We start from the raw sequence: 20,245 nt of genomic DNA on the forward strand, positions 1-20,245 counted from the left end.
TCAGGCGTTCTCCTCGGTGTCCTCGCCGCGCAGGGCGACGGCGTACATCTCGTCCGCGTCGAGGCGCCGCAGCTCCTCGGCGATGAGTTCGGAAGTGGGGCGCACCTTCAGGGCGAGGGTGCGCGGCGGCTGGCCCGGCAGGGTCAGGGTGGCGAGCGGGCCCTCGGGCCGGTCGATGACGATCTCGCCCTTCTCGGTGCCGAGCCGGACCCCGGTGACGACCGGACCGGCGGTCTCCACCCGCTCGACCGTCACGTGCAGCCGGGCCTCCAGCCAGCGGGCCAGCAGCTCGGCGCTGGGGTTGTCGGCCTCGCTCTCCACGGCCGCCGAGGTGACGGGCAGCCGGGCCTGGTCGAGGGCGGCGGCCAGCATCGACCGCCACGGGGTGAGCCGGGTCCAGGCGAGGTCGGTGTCGCCGGGCGCGTACGAGCGGGCACGGGCCTCCAGGGCCTTCAGGGGCCGCTCGACGGCGTACATGTCGGTGATCCTGCGCTGGGCCAGCGCGCCCAGCGGGTCCTTGGCGGGCACCTCCGGCGCGTCCACCGGCCACCACACGACCACCGGCGCGTCGGGCAGCAGCAGCGGCAGCACCACCGAGTCGGCGTGGTCGGACACCTCGCCGTAGGTGCGCAGCACGACGGTCTCTCCGGTGCCGGCCTCCGAGCCGACCCGGACCTCGGCGTCCAGCCGGGACCGGGTGCGCTCGCGCGGGGTGCGGGCGTGCCGCTTGATCACGACCAGGGTGCGCGAGGGATGCTCGTGGGAGGCCTGCTCGGCCGCCTTGATGGAGTCGTAGGCGTTCTCCTCGTCCGTGACGATCACCATCGTGAGGACCATGCCGACGGCCGGGGTGCCGATGGCGCGGCGGCCCTGCACGAGCGCCTTGTTGATCTTGCTTGCCGTGGTGTCGGTCAGGTCGATCTTCATGGCCTGCGCCAGCTCCGTCCGTCTCGTGCGAGCATCTCGTCGGCTTCCTTCGGTCCCCAGCTGCCCGACGCGTACTGGGCGGGCCTGCCGTGCGTGGCCCAGTACTCCTCGATCGGGTCGAGGATCCTCCAGGACTCTTCCACTTCCTGGTGACGGGGGAACAGGTTGGCGTCGCCGAGCAGCACGTCCAGGATCAGCCGCTCGTAGGCCTCCGGGCTGGACTCGGTGAAGGACTCGCCGTAGGCGAAGTCCATCGTCACGTCCCGGATCTCCATCGAGGTGCCCGGCACCTTGGAGCCGAACCGGACCGTGACGCCCTCGTCGGGCTGGACGCGGATGACGATGGCGTTCTGGCCCAGCTCCTCGGTGGCCGTCGCGTCGAAGGGGGAGTGCGGGGCCCGCTGGAAGACGACCGCGATCTCCGTCACCCGCCGGCCGAGCCGCTTGCCGGTGCGCAGGTAGAACGGGACGCCCGCCCAGCGGCGGTTGTCGACGCCGAGCTTGACCGCCGCGTAGGTGTCGGTGGTGGAGTCCGGGTCGATGCCGTCCTCCTCCAGATAGCCCCGCACCTTCGCGCCGCCCTGCCACGCCGGCGCGTACTGCCCGCGCACGGTGTGCCGGCCCAGGTCCTCCGGGAGGCGGACGGCCTTCAGCACCTTCAGCTTCTCGGTGAGCAGCGACTCGGCGTCGAACGCGGCCGGCTCCTCCATGGCGGTGAGCGCCATCAGCTGCAGCAGGTGGTTCTGGATGACGTCACGCGCCGAGCCGATGCCGTCGTAGTAGCCGGCCCGGCCGCCGATGCCGATGTCCTCGGCCATCGTGATCTGCACGTGGTCGACGTACGACCGGTTCCAGATCGGCTCGAACATCTGGTTGGCGAAGCGCAGCGCCAGGATGTTCTGGACGGTCTCCTTGCCCAGGTAGTGGTCGATCCGGAAGACCTGGTCCGGCTCGAACACGTCGTGCACGATCGCGTTCAGCTCGCAGGCGCTCTTCAGGTCGTGACCGAACGGCTTCTCGATGACCGCGCGCCGCCACGAGCCCTCCGGGGCGTCCGCCAGACCGTGCTTCTTCAGCTGCTGCACGACCTTCGGGAAGAACTTCGGCGGTACGGAGAGATAGAAGGCGTAGTTGCCGCTGGTGCCGCGGGAGGCGTCCAGCTCCTCCACCGACTTGCGCAGCTGCTCGAACGCCTCGTCGTCGTCGAAGTCGCCGGGGATGAACCGCATGCCCTCGGCGAGCTGCTGCCAGACCTCCTCGCGGAACGGGGTGCGGGAGTGCTCGCGCACCGCGTCGTGCACCACCTCGGCGAAGTCCTGGTTCTCCCAGTCCCGGCGGGCGAACCCGACGAGGGAGAAGCCCGGCGGCAGCAGGCCGCGGTTGGCCAGGTCGTAGACGGCCGGCATCAGTTTCTTGCGGGACAGGTCGCCGGTGACACCGAAGATGACGAGCCCGGACGGGCCCGCGATCCGCGGCAGCCGGCGGTCGCGCACATCGCGCAGCGGGTTGGTCCAGCCGGCCGCCGGTGCGGCCGGCGCTTCGAGCGGCTTCTGGCTCATTTACGCGTCAGCTCCCTTGCTCAGCAGGGACTTCGTCACCGCGTCCAGCAGGTCCTGCCACGCGGTCTCGAACTTGGCGACTCCCTCGTCCTCCAGCTGCTGGACGACCTCGTCGTAGGAGATGCCCAGCCGCTCCACGGCTGCGAGGTCGGCGCGGGCCTGGGCGTAGCCACCGGTGACCGTGTCGCCGGTGATCTCGCCGTGGTCGCGGACCGCGTCCAGGGTGGCCTCGGGCATGGTGTTGACCGTGCCGGGGGCGACCAGTTCGTCGACGTACAGCGTGTCCTTGTACGCCGGGTCCTTCACCCCGGTCGACGCCCACAGCGGGCGCTGCTTGTTGGCCTTCGCGCCGGCCAGGGCCAGCCAGCGGCCGCCGCCGAAGACCTCCTCGTACGCCGCGTAGGCCAGCCGCGCGTTGGCGAGCGCCGCCCGGCCCTTCAGGGCGAGCGCCTCCTCGGTGCCGAGGACGGTCAGCCGCTTGTCGATCTCGCTGTCGACGCGGGAGACGAAGAAGGAGGCCACGGAGTGGATGGTGCTCAGGTCGCGGCCCGCCCGCTGCGCCTTCTCCAGGCCCGCGAGGTAGGCGTCCATGACCTCCCGGTAGCGCTCCAGCGAGAAGATCAGCGTGACGTTGACGCTGATGCCCTGGGCGACGACCTCGGTGATCGCGGGCAGACCGGCCCTCGTCGCCGGGATCTTGATCATCACGTTGGGGCGGTCCACCAGCCAGGCCAGCTGCTTGGCCTCGGCGACGGTCGCCTCGGTGTGGTGGGCCAGGCGCGGGTCGACCTCGATGGAGACCCGCCCGTCCCGGCCGCCGGTGGCCCGGTACACGGGCTCCAGGACGTCGGCGGCGGCCCGTACGTCGGCGGTCGTCATCATCCGCACGGCCTCGTCGACCGTCACCCCCCGCACGGCCAGCTCGGCCAGCTGCTCCTCGTACCCGGCGCCGGAGCCGATGGCGGCCTGGAAGATGGACGGGTTGGTGGTCACGCCCACCACATGGCTGGTCTCGACGAGTTCGGCGAGGTTGCCGGACGCGATCCGGCCGCGGGACAGGTCGTCCAGCCAGATCGACACGCCCTGCTCGGACAGGCGCTTGAGGGCTCCCGCACTCGCGGTTGCTTCGGTCACTGTGATCATCTTCTTTCTGCGGTCGGATCAACCGCGTGCGGCGGCCAGGGATTCCCGGGCGGCGGCGACGACGTGGTCGGCGGTGAAGCCGTAGCCGGCGAACAGGGTCTCGGCGTCGGCGGAGGCACCGAAGTGTTCGAGGGAGACGATGCGTCCTGCGTCACCTGTGAACCGGTACCACGTCAGGCCCACCCCGGCTTCCACCGCGACACGAGCCCGCACGGACGGCGGAAGGACGCTGTCGCGGTAGGCCCGGTCCTGCTCCTCGAACCACTCCACGCACGGCATCGACACCACCCGCGCCGGCACACCGGAGGCCTGCAGCCGCTCGCGCGCCTCGACGGCGAGCCGCACCTCGGAGCCGGTGGCGATGAGGATCACCCGCGGTTCGCCGCCGTCGGCCTCGCGCAGCACGTAGCCGCCGCGGGCCGCCTCCTCGTGGGGCTCGTACGTCGGTACGCCCTGACGGGTGAGGGCGAGACCGTGCGGGGCGGGATCGGTGGCGTGCCGGCGCAGGATCTCGCGCCAGGCGATGGCGGTCTCGTTGGCGTCGGCCGGGCGGACCACGTTCAGACCGGGGATGGCGCGCAGCGCGGCCAGGTGCTCGACCGGCTGGTGGGTCGGGCCGTCCTCGCCGAGGCCGATGGAGTCGTGCGTCCACACGTACGTCACCGGCAGCTGCATCAGCGCGGACATCCGTACCGCGTTGCGCATGTAGTCGGAGAACACCAGGAAGGTGCCGCCGTAGACGCGGGTGTTGCCGTGCAGCGCGATGCCGTTCATCTCCGCGGCCATCGAGAACTCGCGGATGCCGAAGTGGATCGTGCGGCCGTACGGGTCCGCCTCCGGCAGCGGGTTGCCCTTCGGGAGGAAGGAGCTGGTCTTGTCGATGGTGGTGTTGTTGGAGCCCGCGAGGTCGGCGGAGCCGCCCCACAGCTCCGGGATGACCTCGCCCAGCGCCTGGAGCACCTTCCCGGAGGCGGCACGGGTGGCGACGGACTTGCCCGGCTCGAAGACCGGCAGCCTCTCCTCCCAGCCCGCGGGCAGCTCGCCCTTGCTGATCCGGTCGAACTCGGCGGCGCGCTCGGGGTGGGCGTCGCGCCAGGCGGCGATCCGCTTGTCCCAGGCGGCGTGCGTCTCGGCGCCGCGGTCCAGCGCCCGGCGGGTGTGGGCCAGCACCTCGTCGGCCACCTCGAAGGTCTTCTCCGGGTCGAAGCCGAGGAGCCGCTTGGTGGCGGCGACCTCCGCCTCGCCGAGCGCGGAGCCGTGCGCGGCCTCGGTGTTCCGCGCGTTCGGCGCGGGCCAGGCGATGATCGTGCGCATCGCGATGAGGGACGGCCGTCCGGTCTCGGCCCGCGCGGCCGTCAGCGCCGCGTACAGGGCGCGCACGTCGATGTCGCCGTCCTCGGCGGGCTCGATCCGCTGGGTGTGCCAGCCGTAGGCCTCGTACCGCTTCAGCACGTCCTCGGAGAACGCGGTCGCGGTGTCGCCCTCGATCGAGATGTGGTTGTCGTCGTAGAGGAGGACCAGGTTGCCCAGCTTCTGGTGCCCGGCGAGCGAGGACGCCTCGGCGGACACGCCCTCCTGCAGGTCGCCGTCGGAGACGATCGCCCAGATGGTGTGGTCGAACGGCGACTCGCCGGCCGGGGCGTCCGGGTCGAACAGGCCGCGCTCGTAGCGGGCGGCCATCGCCATGCCCACGGCGTTGGCCACGCCCTGGCCGAGCGGGCCGGTCGTGGTCTCCACCCCGGCGGTGTGCCCGTACTCGGGGTGGCCGGGTGTCTTCGAGCCGTGGGTGCGGAAGGCCTTCAGGTCGTCCAGGGTCACCTCGTACCCGGCCAGGTACAGCTGGGTGTAGAGCGTCAGCGAGGTGTGGCCGGGGGAGAGGACGAAGCGGTCACGGCCCGTCCACTCGGGGTCGGCGGGGTCGTGCCGCATCAGCTTCTGAAAGATCGTGTACGCGGCGGGGGCGAGGCTCATGGCGGTGCCCGGGTGGCCGTTCCCGACCCGCTGCACGGCGTCGGCCGCCAGCAGGCGCGCGGTGTCGACGGCACGCCGGTCCAGGTCGGTCCACTCGAGGCCGTCGGTTGTCTGCGTGCTCATCTAATCGCAGTCCCCTTCAAAAAGTCATGGAATTCGGTGTCTTCCCTGGTCAGCCGCGTTCGACTCTAAAAGTCTGACTTTTTCGCTGGAAGGTCCGGGTGTGTCAGCCTGTGGTGAAAGTGGGACACCCAGACGGCACGGCGCGCGACCGAGGCGGCACAAGAACGACATGGCGGACAGAACCCGGCACGACGGCGACGACGACGGCATCAGGACCTTCGCCTTCCCCGCCGACCGCAGCATCAGCGGCGTCGGCATGCAGGTCGGCCCGATGGGCACCGGCCACACCTGGCACTCCGAGGCGCCGCGCGGCCGCGTCCACCGCATCGACTTCCACGTCGTGATGGTCTTCGCCGCCGGCCCCGTACGCCACATGATCGACTTCACCGAGTACGAGGCGACGGCCGGCGACGTGCTGTGGATCCGCCCGGGACAGGTGCACCGTTTCACGACCACGAGCGAGTACCGCGGAACCGTCCTCACCATGCAGCCCGGTTTCCTGCCCCGCGCCACCGTCGAGGCCACCGGCCTGTACCGCTACGACCTGCCGCCCCTGCTCCACCCCGACCCGCCGCGACTCGCCGCCCTGGAAGCCTCCCTCGCCCAGCTGCGCCGCGAGTACGAGGACACCGCCACCCTCCCCCTCGGCCTGCACACCGCCGTACTGCGCCACTCGCTCACCGCGTTCCTGCTGCGCCTCGCCCATCTCGCGGCCGGCTCCGTGGAGCCGCCCCCGCAGCACACCGACACCACGTTCACCCTCTTCCGGGACGCCGTCGAGGCGGGCTTCGCCACCAACCACAGCGTCAGCGCCTACGCCGACGCGCTCGGCTACTCCCGCCGCACCCTCGTCCGCGCGGTGCGCGCCGCGACCGGCGAGACGCCGAAGGCCTTCATCGACAAGCGCGTGGTGCTGGAGGCCAAGCGCCTGCTCGCCCACACCGACCTGCCCATCGGCCGGGTGGGCGCCGCGGTCGGCTTCCCCGACGCGGCCAACTTCTCCAAGTTCTTCCACCAGCACACGGACATGACGCCGGCGGCGTTCCGCGCGGAGCTGAGATGACCAAGGGGCTCGCGCCGGGACGCGAAAAGGGGCCCCACGCGCGCGTGGAGCCCCTCTTGCGGGGAGGCCGGCCGCCGTCAGCGGCCGAAGTGGAACCAGTTCACGTTCACGAAGTCCGCGGGCTGTCCGCTGGTGAACGTCAGGTACACGTCGTGCGTGCCGGTGACCGAGGAGATGTTCGCCGGGATGGTGCGCCACGACTGCCAGCCGCCCGTGTTGCCGACCGCGAAGCTGCCGATCGGCGGGTTGCTCCGGCTGTCCAGCCGCACCTCGACCAGGCCGCTCACCCCGGAGGCCGCCCCGCTCGCGACCCGGGCGACGAACTGACGGGCGGGCGTGGAACCGAAGTTGACGCCCCGGTAGACCGTCCAGTCCCCGTTGGCGACGGCACCGATGTTCTGGCCGCCGCCGGTGTCGGAGGTGGACTCGGTGATCACACCGGACTGGCCGTCGAACGACTCGGCCTGGATGGCGCTGTAGGCGTCACGGTTGCCGGTCGGCGGGGGAGTGGTACCGCCCCCGCCGGACGACAGCACCTGCACGTAGTCGACGACCATCGAGTGCCCGGGGACCGTGCCCGCGTCCGGACCGCCGCCGAAGGCGTCGGGGAAGCCGCCGCCCATCGCCACGTTGAGGATGATGAAGAACCCGTGGTCGGTGGCGTTGGCCCAGGTCGTCGCGTCCACCTGGTTCTCGCGCACGGTGTGGTAGTTGACGCCGTCGACGTAGAAGCGGATCTCCTCCACGCTGGTCGAGCGGTCCCACTCCATGCGGTACGTGTGGAAGCCGGCCTGGCAGGTGGTGCCGGGACACGTGGCGGAGCCGCCGATGCCGCTGGTCTCGTTGCACGGGCCGCCCGGCGAGGTGCCGCAGTGCATCGTGGCCCACACGGTGTTCAGGCCCTGGGTGTTCTCCATGATGTCCAGCTCGCCGACCGCGGGCCAGTTCCAGTAGTTGCCCCGGTACGGCGCGCCCAGCATCCAGAACGCGGGCCAGTAGCCCTTGGCGGCGGCGCCGGTGACGTTCGGCACCTGGATGCGCGCCTCGACGCGCAGCGTGCCGTTCGCCGGGGGCTGGAAGTCGGCGCGGTTGGTCTCGATCCGGCCGGAGGTCCAGCGGCCGGAGGCGTCCCGGCGCGGTGTGATGCGCAGGTTGCCGTTGCCGTCGAGGGAGACGTTGTCCCGGCTGGACGTCATCGTCTCGATCTCGCCGGTGCCCCAGTTGGCGGGGCCGCCCGGGTAGCCGGTGCCGGTCGCGTACTGCCAGTTCGCGGTGTTCACGCCGCTGCCCGCGGGACCGTCGAAGTCGTCGGCGAAGACCTGCGTCCAGCCGGACGGGGGCGGTGGGGCCGCCGCCGTCGCGGAGGGCGCGGTGACCGTCGCCGCGGCCGCCGCCAGGCTCAGGACGCCGGCGACGGCGGTCAGCGCCCGCCGCAGCGGGAACCGTCTGTGCGGGGTGCCGGAGGTTGCACTCATGTGGGGGTGCCTCTCGGGTACGGAAGTGGATGCGCGGGTGTGCGCCGAGAGCGCCCCAGGGGGGCTGAGAGCGCTCTCAGAGTGCGCCCAATGTGCTCGCCGCCACCGTCGGCGTCAAGAGGTGAAACCGAGAAAGTCCTCGCCGTTCAGGGGAGTTCACTCTCTGAAGGGGGGAGCGCACTCCCCCGAAGGGGGCAAAGGGGGACGGGTCAGCCGCCGGTCTGCCGGTACGCGTACACGGTCGTCGCCACCGCGCACACCCCGGGCTGGATCATCTGCACCCGGAGCGTGCCGCTGCCGGTGTCGTAGTCGACGCCTTCCGTCTCGTAGGCGTCACCCGCGCACGCGCTGCGCTGCGGCACGGCGAACAGGCTGGTGACCGTCCCGGTGACGGGCGCGCCGTCCAGCGCGCGTTCCAGATCGACCTGGAGCAGCGGACGCGCCTCGGGGAAGTGGGTGCGGGTGGCGTCGTTGGAGGCGCACACCAGACGGGTGGCGGTCACGAAGTCGCAGCCCTGGATGTCCCGCACCGGCCGGTCCAGCGTGATCTGCCCGGCCTCCGGCAGCGTGCCGCCGGTCGCCGGGGTGCTCGGGTTGAGCAGCGGGGCGGGGAACACCTGGAGCCGGCGCTGCTCGCCCCACTCCCCGGAGACCAGCCACCGCGCGTCGGGCGAGACGGCGGCGAAGGAGTTGTTCACCTTCTCGCCCTGGCTCAGCGGATGGACGTACTCGTAGCGCTTCCCGGCCGGGGTGGTCACCGCGAACATCTTCGACGTGGCCGTGTCGGCGCCCTGGTAGGCGTCCACGACATGGCCGCGCGCGATGTCCGGGTCCCCGACGTGGTTCCAGCCCTTCAGCCGCAGGCCCAGCGGGATGTCGGCGAGCCCCCGGTACAGCAGGGAGCCGTCCGCGTGGCTGGCGAGCCCCTGGCCGCCGCCGAGGGTGTCGGTGTACGCCGTCGCGGTCTCCGTCCAGGCCGGCGTGCCCGCGGCGGAGGCGGTGCCCGCGCCCAGGGCGAGCGCGGCGGTGACGGCGGCCAGGGTGCACAGTTGACGTCTCATCAGACTCCTGTCCGAGCGTGGGAGATGGCGTCTCGCATCGAACCACGGACCGGCCCGCCGGTCACCGTGGCGGGCGCGGCGGGACCCGGCGAGTACTGTGCACACCGTGCCGGGCGCGGCAGGTGGGCCCGGCGGGCAGGTGCGAAGAAGGCGGGAGCGGCGTGAGGCTGACGATTCTGGGCGGCGGCGGATTCCGGGTGCCGCTGGTGTACGGGGCGCTTCTCGGGGACCGGGGCGAGGGACGGGTGACCGAGGTCGTCCTCCAGGACACCGACGCCGGCCGGCTGCGCGCGGTCTCGCGGGTGCTGGCGGAACAGGCCGCCGACGTCCCGGACGCCCCCGCGGTCACCGCCACCACCGACCTCGACGACGCCCTGCGCGGCGCCGACTTCGTCTTCTCCGCGATCCGCGTCGGCGGCCTGGAGGGGCGCGCGCACGACGAGCGGGTCGCCCTCGCGGAAGGGGTGCTCGGCCAGGAGACGGTCGGCGCCGGAGGCATCGCCTACGGTCTGCGGACGGTCCCCGTCGCGGTGGACATCGCCCACCGCGTCGCCCGCCTCGCCCCGGACGCGTGGGTCATCAACTTCACCAACCCGGCCGGCCTGGTCACCGAGGCCATGTCCCGGGCGCTCGGCGACCGCGTCATCGGCATCTGCGACTCACCGGTCGGCCTCGGCCGCCGTATCGCCCGCGTCCTCGGCGTCACCGACCCGGCCGAGGCGTGGATCGACTACGTCGGCCTCAACCACCTCGGCTGGGTGCGCGGTCTGCGCGTGCGCGGCCGCGACGAACTGCCTCGGCTGCTCGCCGACCCGGCGCTGCTCGGCTCCTTCGAGGAGGGCAAGCTGTTCGGCCCCGACTGGCTGCGGGCGCTGGGCGCGATCCCCAACGAGTACCTGCACTACTACTACTTCAACCGCGAGGCCGTGCGCGCCTACCAGGAGGCCGAGCGCACCCGCGGCGCCTTCCTGCGCGACCAGCAGGCCCGCTTCTACGCCGAGGCCGGCGACCCGGCCGTCTCCGCGCTGGCCGCCTGGGACCGCACCCGCGCCGAACGCGAGGCCACCTACATGGCGGAGAACCGGGAGGCCGCCGGGGCCGGCGAGCGCGACGCGGACGACCTGTCCGGCGGTTACGAGAAGGTCGCCCTCGCCCTGATGCGGGCCATCGCCCGCGACGAGCGCACCACGCTCATCCTCAACGTCCGCAACCGCTCCACCCTCTCCGTGCTCGACGCCGACGCGGTGATCGAGGTGCCCTGCCTGGTCGACGCGAACGGCGCCCACCCGGTCGCCGTCGACCCGCTGCCCGGCCACGCCACCGGACTGGTCTGCTCGGTCAAGGCGGTCGAACGGGAGGTCCTGTCCGCCGCCGAGACCGGCTCCCGCGCCTCCGCCGTCAAGGCGTTCGCCCTGCACCCGCTCGTCGACTCGGTGACCGTGGCCCGCCGTCTCGTCGACGCCTACACAGCCGTCCACCCCGGCCTCGCCTACCTCGCCCGGAGCTGACGCCCCGCGCCGATGCCCGCCCCCGAAGGTGTGGTGCACGTCACATCGCCGTGTGGAACTCCGCGACGGGCACCGGCGAACAGCAGGAGACCATCCCACGGCTCCTCAGAAGGCAGGACATGCAGCACAGAGGCAGGACGTGACGCTCTTGCCGGACACCCGTACCGCTCAGGCCAGGGCAGCGGACCGGACCGGCAGCTCCGACGACTCGATCATCGAAAGGTCCCTGGAGACACCCGAGGCGTTCGCCGCGATCTTCGACCGCCACGCCGACGACATCCACCGCTACATCGCACGACGCCTGGGCTCCGACACCGCGGACGACCTCACGGCGGAGACGTTCGTCATCGCCTTCCAGCGCCGCCGGCGCTACGACCCGGCCCACGGACACGCCCGGCCCTGGCTGTACGGCATCGCCACCAACCTGGTCGGCCGGCACCGCAGGGACGAGGCACGCCGGCTCAAGGCCCTGTCCCGCCTGGCGTCCCTGGCACCCGGCGAGGAACACGGCCGCCCGGAGGACGGAATCACCGGCCGGCTCGGCGGCGCCGTGGCGGACGGCGCCCTGGCCGCCGCCCTCGCCGCGCTTCCCGCCCGCTACCGGGACGTGCTGCTGGTGATCGCCTGGGGTCAACTCGACTACGCGGAGGCGGCGCGGGCCCTGGGCCTGCCCGTCGGCACGGTCCGCTCCCGGCTGCACCGGGCCCGCACCCGGCTGCGGAGGTCGCTCGGCGGCCCGGACCACACCCCCGGCCCGGATTACACCCCCGGCCCCGACCACACTCCCGGCCCGGACCTCACGCCCTCGACCGCTTCCCGCAAGGAGACCGACCATGGATGAACTGACCAGGGTGCGCGCGTGGGACGCCGACGGCGGCGGACTGTCCGACGAGGCCCGCGCCGCCGCCCGGACCCGACTCCTCGCCGCGGTGGCCGCGGAGGACCGGGCCGCCGCGCCGGCCCGTCCGCTGAGCCGGCGCCTGGTGTTCCGGGCCGCGCTGGGGGGCGCGGCCGCCACCGCGGTGGGCGCCGGCGTCGTCATGACGCGGGATGCCGGCTCCGCGCGCACACCCGCCCTGGAACCGGTCAGCGCCCAGGACGTGCTGCGGCGGGCCGCCGCGCGGACCCGCGCCCTGGGCAGCGACCTCCCCGTGCCGCGCGACGACCAGTACTTCTACACGCGGACCCACATCAGGCGGACGCCGCTGAAGACCGGCCGGACCAGGACGTGGACCGACGAGAGCTGGCTGTCGGTGGACGGGTCCAAGCCGTCCCTGCGCGAGGAGCACGGGAGGGTCCACCGCGATCCCCCGCTCGGCGAGCACGAGGTGCTCTGGCCCCCCACCGTCTACAGCGGGCTGCGGAAGATGCCGACCGACCCGGACAAGCTCCTGGACGTGCTCCGGCTCGGCGACAAGGCGAGCCCCGAGTCGGACATGCACGTGTTCTTCGAGGGCTGCATGCTCCTGAAGGGCCCGCGCGTGGTGCCCCCCGGCCTCCAGGCCGCCACCTTCGAAGCGCTGTCCAGGCTGCCGCGCATCCGCCTCGACCACGACGCCGTGGACGGGGCCGGCCGCGAGGCCGTCGGAGTCTCCTACCCCGGCACGGAGTTCACGTTCCTCTTCGACCGGACCACGTACGACTACCTGGGGCTGCGCACCAAGGGCAGCGTGCCGGAGAAGGCCGACGGCAAGTGGATCCAGACCGGCTGGTACTACGAGACCCGGTCGCTGGAGGAGCTCCAGGTGGTCGACCGCATCGGGCAGCGCCGCTGAGCAGTCCGCCCCCCGGCGGGCGCCCCGGTCACAGCGGCAGCGCCTCGGCCGACGCCGCCCCGGCGGGAGCGGGCACCGCCGGCAGCGGCACCGTCTCGTCCGCCCGCTGCTGCGGCAGCGAGAGCGGCCGCAGCGGCCGGGGTCCCGCCACCACCGTGTAGTCCTGCCCGAGGAACGGCGGGGTGATCTCGCCGGGGTCGTCCCCGAGCGCCATCCGCACCGCGGCCCACGGCGCGTTCACCCCGCACAGCGACAGCTGGTGCAGCCCGCCCGCGGGCCGCGTGTTCACATCCATCAGCACCGGACGGTCGCCGAACATCCGGAACTGGATGTTGGACAGATAGTGCAGCCCGAACCCCTCGGCGATCAGCCGGGCCGGCTCCAGCCACTGCTCGTGCAGGGTGAACCCGCGCCGGCGGCCGTTCTTCGTGCGGCCCACCGCCAGCCGCGCCCGGTTGTCCGGACCGGTCAGGCAGTCCACCGACACCTCCGGCTGCTCCAGACGGGGCATCACCAGCCAGTCGACCGGCTCCTCCGCCTGCCGCATCGCCTCCACCACCAGGTCGAGCGGGACGTAAGGGCTCGGGAACCCGCTGAGGTGAACGAGAGAGAAGGGGGCGCGCGTGACGACGCGGAAGCCCACCCCGCCCGCACCGGACACCGGCTTGAAGCACGCCTTGTGCCCGGCCGCCTCCAACTCGTCTACGGCGGCGACGAGTTCGTCGACGTCGCGGACCCGCCACCACGGTGGCACCGGCACTCCGACGGCCTGCACGGCCTCGTAGGCGACCACCTTGTCCTCGAAGACGGCCACCGCCTGGGGAGGCGGCGCCAGCAGCGCCGTGCCGACCGCCTCGAACTCGGCGCGGTGCGCCACGATCGCCGCCTGGTGCAGCCGCGGCACGAACACGTCGATCCCGCGCCGCGCGCACAGATCGAGGGCGAACTCCACGTACGCCGCCGGGGACAGGCCCTCCGGCTCCAGCTCCGCGGTGTCGGCGGCGGCCAGCACCGGCGAGTCCGGATCCCCGTGGGTCGCGTGGATCTCCACCGCCCGGTCGCTGGGATTTCGGCGCAGCTGATCCATGAAGAACACGTTCTCCGCGTACGTGCGGTTCAGCCAGACGCGTACGCGAGAGACCATGCAGGCCGCCTTTCACGGTTCGCGGGCACGGCGGAGCACGGCCGGCCCGGCCAGAGGGATGAAGGGAGGGACACCAAACCGCCCCCGGAAAGGGGGTTGAGACGGTGGTGTTGGGGCAGATCATACGGCTTCCCGGAGCCGTCGCGTGCAACGCGCGCGTTAAGTCTCGTCCGATCACGCACACCGGGATCACGGGCCCCGACGGACCCGCCCGCCCCCCCCTTTCCCCGCCCCGCCGGCGGGGCGCGCCGAGCGAGCGGGTCACCCTTGCCCGACGCGGCGCGCGTGTGTTCTCGTGGTGCCGTCCGCGTGATCACGTGATCGAAGGGGGCCACAGTGACATCGACGGCCGGTGGTGCCGGGCAGCTGCTGGCCATCAGCGACCTGCACATCGGATACGAGGACAACCGGGCGCTGGTCGAGAAGCTGCGCCCCGGCACCGACGACGACTGGCTCCTGGTGGCCGGAGACGTCGCCGAGAAGGTCTCCTCCATCGAGTGGGCCCTGAAGACCCTCGCCGGACGCTTCCGCAAGGTCGTCTGGGTCCCCGGCAACCACGAGCTGTGGACCCACCCCTCGGACCCGGTCACCCTGCGCGGCGCCGCCCGCTACGAGCACCTGGTCGAGATGTGCCGCGGCCTCGGCGTCGTCACCCCCGAGGACCCCTACCCCGTCTGGGAGGGCCCCGGCGGCCCCGTCGCCGTCGCCCCGCTGTTCCTCCTCTACGACTACTCCTTCCTCCCCGAGGGCTGCGCGACCAAGGAGGAAGGACTGGCGTACGCGCACAGGACTGGCGTCGTGTGCAACGACGAGTACCTGCTCCACCCCGACCCCTACCCGACCCGCGACGACTGGTGCCGGGCCCGGGTCGCCGCGACCGAGGCCCGCCTCGCCGCGCTCCCCGGGGACCTGCCGGTCGTCCTGGTCAACCACTGGCCGCTGGAGCGCCATCCGACCGAGGTGTTGTGGTACCCCGAGTTCGCCATGTGGTGCGGCACCCGGCTGACCGCCGACTGGCACCGCCGCTTCCCGGTCGCGGCCGTGGTCTACGGCCATCTGCACATCCCGCGGACCACCGTGCACGAAGGGGTCCGCTTCGAGGAGGTGTCGGTGGGATACCCCCGCGAATGGCGCAAGCGCCCGCAACCGCCGGGCCGGCCGCGCCGCATTCTCCCGACGGAGGCCTGAGCCGGTGATCGAGGAACTGCTGCCCGGCACGGTCGTCGCGGTCGAAGCCCACGGAACGGGTGAGACCGCCCCGCTCTTCCCCGAGGAAGAGGTGTTCGTGGCGCGGGCCGTGGCCAAGCGGCGGCGCGAGTTCACCACCGTGCGCGCCTGCGCCCGCCGCGCCATGGAGAAGCTGGGCGTGCCCCCGCAGGCCATCCTGCCCGGCGAACGGGGCGCGCCGCGGTGGCCCGACGGGCTGCTCGGCAGCATGACCCACTGCGACGGCTACTGCGCCGCCGCGCTGGTGCGCGCCACCGACCTGGCCTCCCTCGGCATAGACGCCGAACAGCACGCACCGCTCCCGGACGGCGTGCTCGACGCCGTGGCCCTGCCCGCCGAGCGGGAGCGGCTGCGCCGGCTGGCCACCGCGCTGCCCGGACTGCGCGGCGACCGGCTGCTGTTCAGCGCCAAGGAGTCCGTCTACAAGGCGTGGTACCCCCTCACCGGGCGGTGGCTGGACTTCTCCGAGGCCGACATCGACATCACCGCCGAGCCCGGGGATCCCGCCCGCGGCGCCTTCCGCGCCGAACTCCTCGTCCCCGGACCCCTGCTCGGCGACCGCCGCGTGGGCCACTTCGAGGGCCGCTGGACCGTGCGCCGGGGGCTGGTGGCGACGGCGGTGACGGTGCCCCACCCCTGAGCCGCACCGGTCCGCCTCGAACCCACGCCCCCTTGGCGTTCCGCCCCCCCCGCGCCGGTGCTTTCCGCCCGGCGGGTCAGGAGCCGGGGCCGGGCGTCGCGGCGGGACCGTGCCCGGCCGGGCCGTACGCCTCGCGCACCAGAGCGATCGGCGGGCACCAGCTGTGCAGCAGCCGGAAGAACGTCTCCTCGTTGCCGCTCAGGCCCGCCTCCGCGAGTGCCTGTTCCGCCTCGGCGAGCACGGCGGGCGGCACGACGGGCGGCCGGGGCGTCCCGTGCGGGTTGGGCGCGCTGTCGAAGACCGCGCGCACGGTGTGCAGCAGGCGCAGATAGGCCTGGACGGCGGCGCGCTCGCGGTCGGTCGGTACGGCAGTGGACATCGGTCGGCTCTCCCCGTCTCGACAGCGTGCCCCGCACAGCGCGGGGCCTGTCTCCAGCTTGCCGCCCACCACTGACAATCGGGCCTCGCGCCCGCGCGGTTCGCCCGCTCAGCGGAGCCGAGACCACGGCGGTACGAGCCGGGAAAGCCTCCCTACGCTGGGCCGAACGGTCGACATCGCGCCCGCTTCGGGTTTGAACGCCGCATGTGACGTGAAGTCAGCCACCGCCATGACGACCGCGACCGCCACGACGACCGCGACCGGTGCCGGGGATCAGCTGTCCGGTCGCTTGACGCTCTCCAGGAGCATGTCCAGCCACTCGGCGACCTTGTCGCGGTGCTGGTCGGTGGGGAGTTGGGCCGCGCGCCAGGCGATGCCGCGCACCCCGTGGTCCTGCAGCAGCCGCTCCAGCGGGTCGTCGGCCGCGGCGGCCGCCTCGCGCTCACGGTCGGCCAGCTTCTGCAGCAGTTCCTGCTCGGTGCGCTGGAGGGCGCCCGCCAGGGCCTCGGGGTCCTCGGCCGTCAGGAAGCCCGCGTGCACCCGGAAGAAGCGCTGGATGGCGTCGCAGTGCTCCATGGTGGGGCGGCGGTCGCCGTTGATCAGCGCCCCGGCCTGCTGGCGGGACATGCCGGCCCCGTCGGCGATCTCCTGCTGGGTGTACCGGCGGCCGTTCGGCTTCAGCCGGGTGCGCCGCAGCAGGTCCAGCCGCTGGAGGAAGCGCGCCTGCACATCGGGCTCGCCGGCGGGCCGGCCGCGCAGCAGGTCCCTGACCACCGGCTCGGGGACACCGCAGGCGACGGACAGCCGGGCGGTGTCGAAGACCTCGGCGTGCGGCACGCCGAGCCGGTCGGCGAGCGCGGTGACGCGGGCGACCACGGCCGGCAGCACAGCCGTCGCCGTGGCGCCCGGAACCTCGTAGCCATCCGTCACCGGCAGGTCTCCTACGTCTCTCACAGGCTTCTCACAACTGGTTGCCGTGAACTTCCCGGAGATTAGCCGGTGCTTCGAACTCACATCCAGGTCTCGCCACAACTGTGGCCAATTTCAGCCGTCAACAGGCATGAAATGCCACGATAGTTGACACGCCTCGCGTCGGGGCCTCAGGATCAAGGCGCCGCGTGAAGGCCGCAGAGGCAAGAGGGGTGACCTCCCGATGGCATATCAGGCAGGAGGGCAGCGGTCCGAGCTGCGGCCCGTACCCGAGTGTCCCGAGGCCCAGGCGTACCTGGAGGATTACGCCGCACTGCTCCAGACCGTTCCCTTCCCGTCGGTCGTCGTCGACCGGGGATGGGACGTCGTCCTGGCCAACAACGCCTTCGAGTCACTTTTCCGGGGCGTGGGACCGCATCCGACGGCCATGCCGTGGGACAACTTCCTCAGATTCGTCCTGTTCCACCCCGACGCCGGCACGGTCCTCGGGGAGCACGAGGCGCGCTGGTGCCTGCCGATGCTGGCGCACTTCGCCGACGCCGTGGAGCGGCACGCGCAGGACTCCCGGCTCCAGGCGATCCGCCGGGAGATCGCCCAGGACCCCATCATGGAGGCCGCCTTCCGGCAAGGGCTGCCGCACTGGATCCGCGCGGTGGGCGACGCGGCCGTCGAACACGACGGCGCGATCCGTCCGCTGCTGCACCCGGACCCCCGCTGGGGCGCCACCGACTGCCGTATCGTCGGCGAAACCCCGAGGACGCTGCAGAGGCTGGGCTACACCCGGCTGACGCTGGTGCTGCGCCAGCCGCGCCGCGCGGCGTCCGCCCCGCGCCGGCGCGCCGGCGCCCGCCGCGCGGCGGGCCACCTCAGCGTGGTCCCCGCCCCCGAGGCCTGACCGGGCACCGCCGGCGTTCAGGTCGCCGACGGCGCCACGGTCGGGCCGGGGCCGCCGCCCGCCGCCCCGCGGGCGGCCGACGTGCCGCCGCCCGTCGCAGCGCGGGAACGGCTGCGCGTGCCGCCGCCCGTCGCACGGTCGACGGGGTGCGTTCGCGGCGCCGCCCGCCGCACCGCCGACGGGTGCGCGTGCCGCCGCCCCTCCTGCGGCCCGGCCGGAAACACACCCCACGTACCCACGACTTTCACACGGGCGCCACCACAGCCTTCCCTGACGTTCGGCGCTCTTGGAACACTCCTTCCGCGCGCATTCCGTCATGTCCATCCGGCCGGTCGCACCACGCCAGGACGAGAGGTCCCCCATCCATGCCCGAAGTCAACCGGCGCAGATTCCTTCGGATAACGGGCGCCACCACCGCGTTCAGCGCGCTCGCCGGCAGTATCGAGCGGGCCGCCGCGCTGCCGGCCGACCGCCGCTCGGGGACGATCGAGGACGTCGAGCACATCGTCGTGCTGATGCAGGAGAATCGTTCCTTCGACCACTACTTCGGGAAACTGCGCGGCGTCCGCGGCTTCGGCGACCCCCGCCCGGTCACCCTGCCCAGCGGCAAGCCGGTCTGGCACCAGCAGGACGGTACCAGGGAGATCCTGCCGTTCCGCCCGGACGCCGACGACCTCGGCATGCAGTTCCTGGAAGGCCTGCCGCACGGCTGGACCGACGGCCAGCAGGCCTACAACGGCGGCAGGTACGACCGGTGGATCCCCGCCAAGGGCACCACCACCATGGCGTACCTGACCCGCGAGGACATCCCGTTCCACTACGCGCTCGCCGACGCCTTCACCGTCTGCGACGCCTACCACTGCTCCTTCATCGGCTCCACCGATCCCAACCGCTACTACATGTGGAGCGGACACACGGGCAACGACGGCACCGGCGGCGGCCCCGTCCTCGGCAACGACGAGCTGGGCTACGGCTGGACGACCTACCCCGAGCGCCTGGAGAAGGCCGGCATCTCCTGGAAGGTCTACCAGGACGTCGGCGACGGCCTGGACGCGGCCGGCCACTGGGGCTGGATCGAGGACGCCTACCGCGGCAACTACGGCGACAACTCCCTGCTCTACTTCAACCGTTACCGCGACGCCCGGCCCGGCGACCCGCTGTACGACAAGGCACGCACCGGCACCGACGTGAAGAACGGCGACGGTTACTTCGACCGGCTGCGCGCCGACGTCCAGGCCGGCACCCTGCCGCAGGTCTCCTGGATCACCGCCCCGGAGGCCTTCTCCGAGCACTCCAACTGGCCCTCCAACTACGGCGCCTGGTACATCGCCCAGGTGCTGGACGCGCTGACCTCCAACCCGGCGGTCTGGGCGAAGACGGCCCTGTTCATCACGTACGACGAGAACGACGGCTTCTTCGACCACGTGGTGCCGCCGCTGCCGCCGAAATCCGCCGCGCAGGGCAAGTCGACGGCCGACGTCTTTCTCGACCTCTACCCGGGCGACAGCAGGCGCCCGGCCGGTCCCTACGGGCTTGGGCCGCGCGTGCCCATGCTGGTGGTCTCGCCGTGGAGCAAGGGCGGCTGGGTGTGCTCCGAGACCCTCGACCACACCTCGATCATCCGGTTCATGGAGCGCCGCTTCGGCGTCCACGAGCCGAACATCTCGCCCTGGCGCCGGGCCGTCTGCGGTGACCTCACCGCCGCGTTCGACTTCTCCCGCAAGGACAGCGCGCCCGCCGCGCTGCCCGGCACCGACGGCTACGAGCCGCCGGACCGCGAGCGCCACCCCGACTACCGGCCGACGCCGCCCGCGCACCCCGGCATGCCCCGCCAGGAGCGCGGTCTGCGCCCGGCCCGCCCGCTGAAGTACGCGCCGCTGGTGGACGGCTCGGCGGACGCGGCGGCCGGCAAGTTCACCCTCACCTTCGCCTCGGGGGCGAAGGCGGGGGCCGCCTTCCTCGTCACCTCCGGCAACCGCACCGACGGGCCGTGGTTCTACACCACCGAGGCCGGCAAGACCCTCTCGGACACCTGGAACTCGGCCTACTCCCAGGGCGCGTACGACCTGACCGTGCACGGCCCCAACGGCTTCCTGCGCGCCTTCAAGGGGCGGAACAGGGCGGCCGGTCCCGAGGTGACCGCCCGGCACACCGGCGACGACGTCGAGCTGACCTTCACCAACAAGGGGTCCGGCACGGTCCGGCTGAAGCTGGCCGACGGCTACGCGGGCACCGCGCGCAGCGTGCGGGTGCGGCCCGGCGAGGTCGTCCGGCACACCGTCGACCTGACCGCGAGCCGCCGCTGGTACGACCTCACGGTCACCTCCGACGCCGACCCGGCGTACCTGCGGCGCTTCGCCGGGCACGTCGAGAACGGGCGGCCCGGCGTGAGCGACCCGGCGATCGTCACGGAGTAGCCGTAGCC

The 20,245-nt window shown here is 72.7% G+C and carries 16 protein-coding genes and 1 pseudogene; 8 read left to right on the forward strand and 9 right to left on the reverse strand.

What is annotated here, in order from left to right:
* The 4 genes from opcA to tkt are packed head-to-tail and all read right to left on the reverse strand — an operon-like array spanning window position 1 to window position 5,723.
* Window positions 1–927 (reverse strand): glucose-6-phosphate dehydrogenase assembly protein OpcA, encoded by a 927-nt coding sequence (gene opcA / locus G7Z13_RS29675; protein ID WP_166003358.1) that lies wholly within the window; start codon window positions 925–927, stop codon window positions 1–3.
* Window positions 924–2,486 (reverse strand): glucose-6-phosphate dehydrogenase, encoded by a 1,563-nt coding sequence (gene zwf, locus G7Z13_RS29680; RefSeq protein WP_166003360.1) that lies wholly within the window; start codon window positions 2,484–2,486, stop codon window positions 924–926. Before zwf ends, opcA begins: the two co-directional genes overlap by 4 nt.
* Window positions 2,487–3,629: a transaldolase gene (gene tal / locus G7Z13_RS29685; RefSeq protein ID WP_166003362.1), complete on the reverse strand. Its 1,143-nt coding sequence runs from the start codon at window positions 3,627–3,629 to the stop codon at window positions 2,487–2,489.
* Between the two features lie 18 nt (window positions 3,630–3,647).
* Entirely contained in the window at window positions 3,648–5,723 is a 2,076-nt protein-coding gene (tkt, locus tag G7Z13_RS29690) for a transketolase (protein WP_166003364.1), read from the reverse strand.
* Window positions 5,724–5,892: 169 nt separating this feature from the next.
* On the opposite strand from tkt, the gene G7Z13_RS29695 reads away from it, so the two are divergent.
* A complete protein-coding gene (locus tag G7Z13_RS29695; protein WP_166003366.1) occupies window positions 5,893–6,786 on the forward strand; it encodes an AraC family transcriptional regulator in 894 nt (297 codons plus the stop codon).
* Between the two features lie 77 nt (window positions 6,787–6,863).
* Here the strand turns inward: G7Z13_RS29695 and G7Z13_RS29700 are convergent, their stop codons facing one another.
* Window positions 6,864–8,261, reverse strand: a complete 1,398-nt coding sequence (locus G7Z13_RS29700) for a glycoside hydrolase family 16 protein (protein ID WP_166003368.1) — start codon at window positions 8,259–8,261, stop codon at window positions 6,864–6,866.
* Between the two features lie 209 nt (window positions 8,262–8,470).
* Entirely contained in the window at window positions 8,471–9,322 is an 852-nt protein-coding gene (locus G7Z13_RS29705) for a hypothetical protein (protein WP_166003370.1), read from the reverse strand.
* A gap of 161 nt (window positions 9,323–9,483) precedes the next feature.
* Between G7Z13_RS29705 and G7Z13_RS29710 the strand changes: the two genes are divergently transcribed.
* From G7Z13_RS29710 to G7Z13_RS29720, 3 genes are all read left to right on the forward strand, one after another.
* Window positions 9,484–10,830: a 6-phospho-beta-glucosidase gene (locus G7Z13_RS29710; RefSeq protein ID WP_166003372.1), complete on the forward strand. Its 1,347-nt coding sequence runs from the start codon at window positions 9,484–9,486 to the stop codon at window positions 10,828–10,830.
* 139 nt (window positions 10,831–10,969) lie between these two features.
* Window positions 10,970–11,671, forward strand: a complete 702-nt coding sequence (locus G7Z13_RS29715; protein ID WP_240926386.1) for a sigma-70 family RNA polymerase sigma factor — start codon at window positions 10,970–10,972, stop codon at window positions 11,669–11,671.
* Window positions 11,664–12,605: a CU044_5270 family protein gene (locus G7Z13_RS29720; protein ID WP_166003373.1), complete on the forward strand. Its 942-nt coding sequence runs from the start codon at window positions 11,664–11,666 to the stop codon at window positions 12,603–12,605. Before G7Z13_RS29715 ends, G7Z13_RS29720 begins: the two co-directional genes overlap by 8 nt.
* 28 nt (window positions 12,606–12,633) lie before the next feature.
* Here the strand turns inward: G7Z13_RS29720 and G7Z13_RS29725 are convergent, their stop codons facing one another.
* Complete coding sequence (locus G7Z13_RS29725; RefSeq protein ID WP_166003375.1) at window positions 12,634–13,749, reverse strand: ATP-grasp domain-containing protein; 1,116 nt, start codon at window positions 13,747–13,749, stop codon at window positions 12,634–12,636.
* Window positions 13,750–14,085: 336 nt separating this feature from the next.
* Here G7Z13_RS29725 and G7Z13_RS29730 point away from each other — a divergent pair, with 336 nt between their 5' ends.
* Both G7Z13_RS29730 and G7Z13_RS29735 read left to right on the forward strand, forming a co-directional pair.
* Complete coding sequence (locus G7Z13_RS29730) at window positions 14,086–14,937, forward strand: metallophosphoesterase (RefSeq protein ID WP_166003377.1); 852 nt, start codon at window positions 14,086–14,088, stop codon at window positions 14,935–14,937.
* Window positions 14,938–14,941: 4 nt separating this feature from the next.
* The gene (locus G7Z13_RS29735; RefSeq protein WP_166003379.1) at window positions 14,942–15,616 is read left to right on the forward strand and encodes a 4'-phosphopantetheinyl transferase superfamily protein; all 675 of its coding nucleotides are present in this window, start codon (window positions 14,942–14,944) and stop codon (window positions 15,614–15,616) included.
* A gap of 151 nt (window positions 15,617–15,767) precedes the next feature.
* Here the strand turns inward: G7Z13_RS29735 and G7Z13_RS29740 are convergent.
* Both G7Z13_RS29740 and G7Z13_RS29745 read right to left on the reverse strand, forming a co-directional pair.
* A pseudogene (locus G7Z13_RS29740) lies at window positions 15,768–15,995 on the reverse strand (hypothetical protein); the annotation flags it as partial.
* A gap of 273 nt (window positions 15,996–16,268) precedes the next feature.
* Entirely contained in the window at window positions 16,269–16,925 is a 657-nt protein-coding gene (locus G7Z13_RS29745; RefSeq protein WP_166003381.1) for a helix-turn-helix transcriptional regulator, read from the reverse strand.
* A gap of 223 nt (window positions 16,926–17,148) precedes the next feature.
* Between G7Z13_RS29745 and G7Z13_RS29750 the strand changes: the two genes are divergently transcribed.
* Window positions 17,149–17,820, forward strand: a complete 672-nt coding sequence (locus tag G7Z13_RS29750; RefSeq protein ID WP_166003383.1) for a hypothetical protein — start codon at window positions 17,149–17,151, stop codon at window positions 17,818–17,820.
* 365 nt (window positions 17,821–18,185) lie between these two features.
* Complete coding sequence (locus G7Z13_RS29755; RefSeq protein WP_166003385.1) at window positions 18,186–20,237, forward strand: phospholipase C, phosphocholine-specific; 2,052 nt, start codon at window positions 18,186–18,188, stop codon at window positions 20,235–20,237.
* The last annotated feature ends 8 nt before the right edge of the window (window positions 20,238–20,245 follow it).

The sequence above is a fragment of the Streptomyces sp. JB150 genome, assembly GCF_011193355.1.
Taxonomy (GTDB): domain Bacteria; phylum Actinomycetota; class Actinomycetes; order Streptomycetales; family Streptomycetaceae; genus Streptomyces.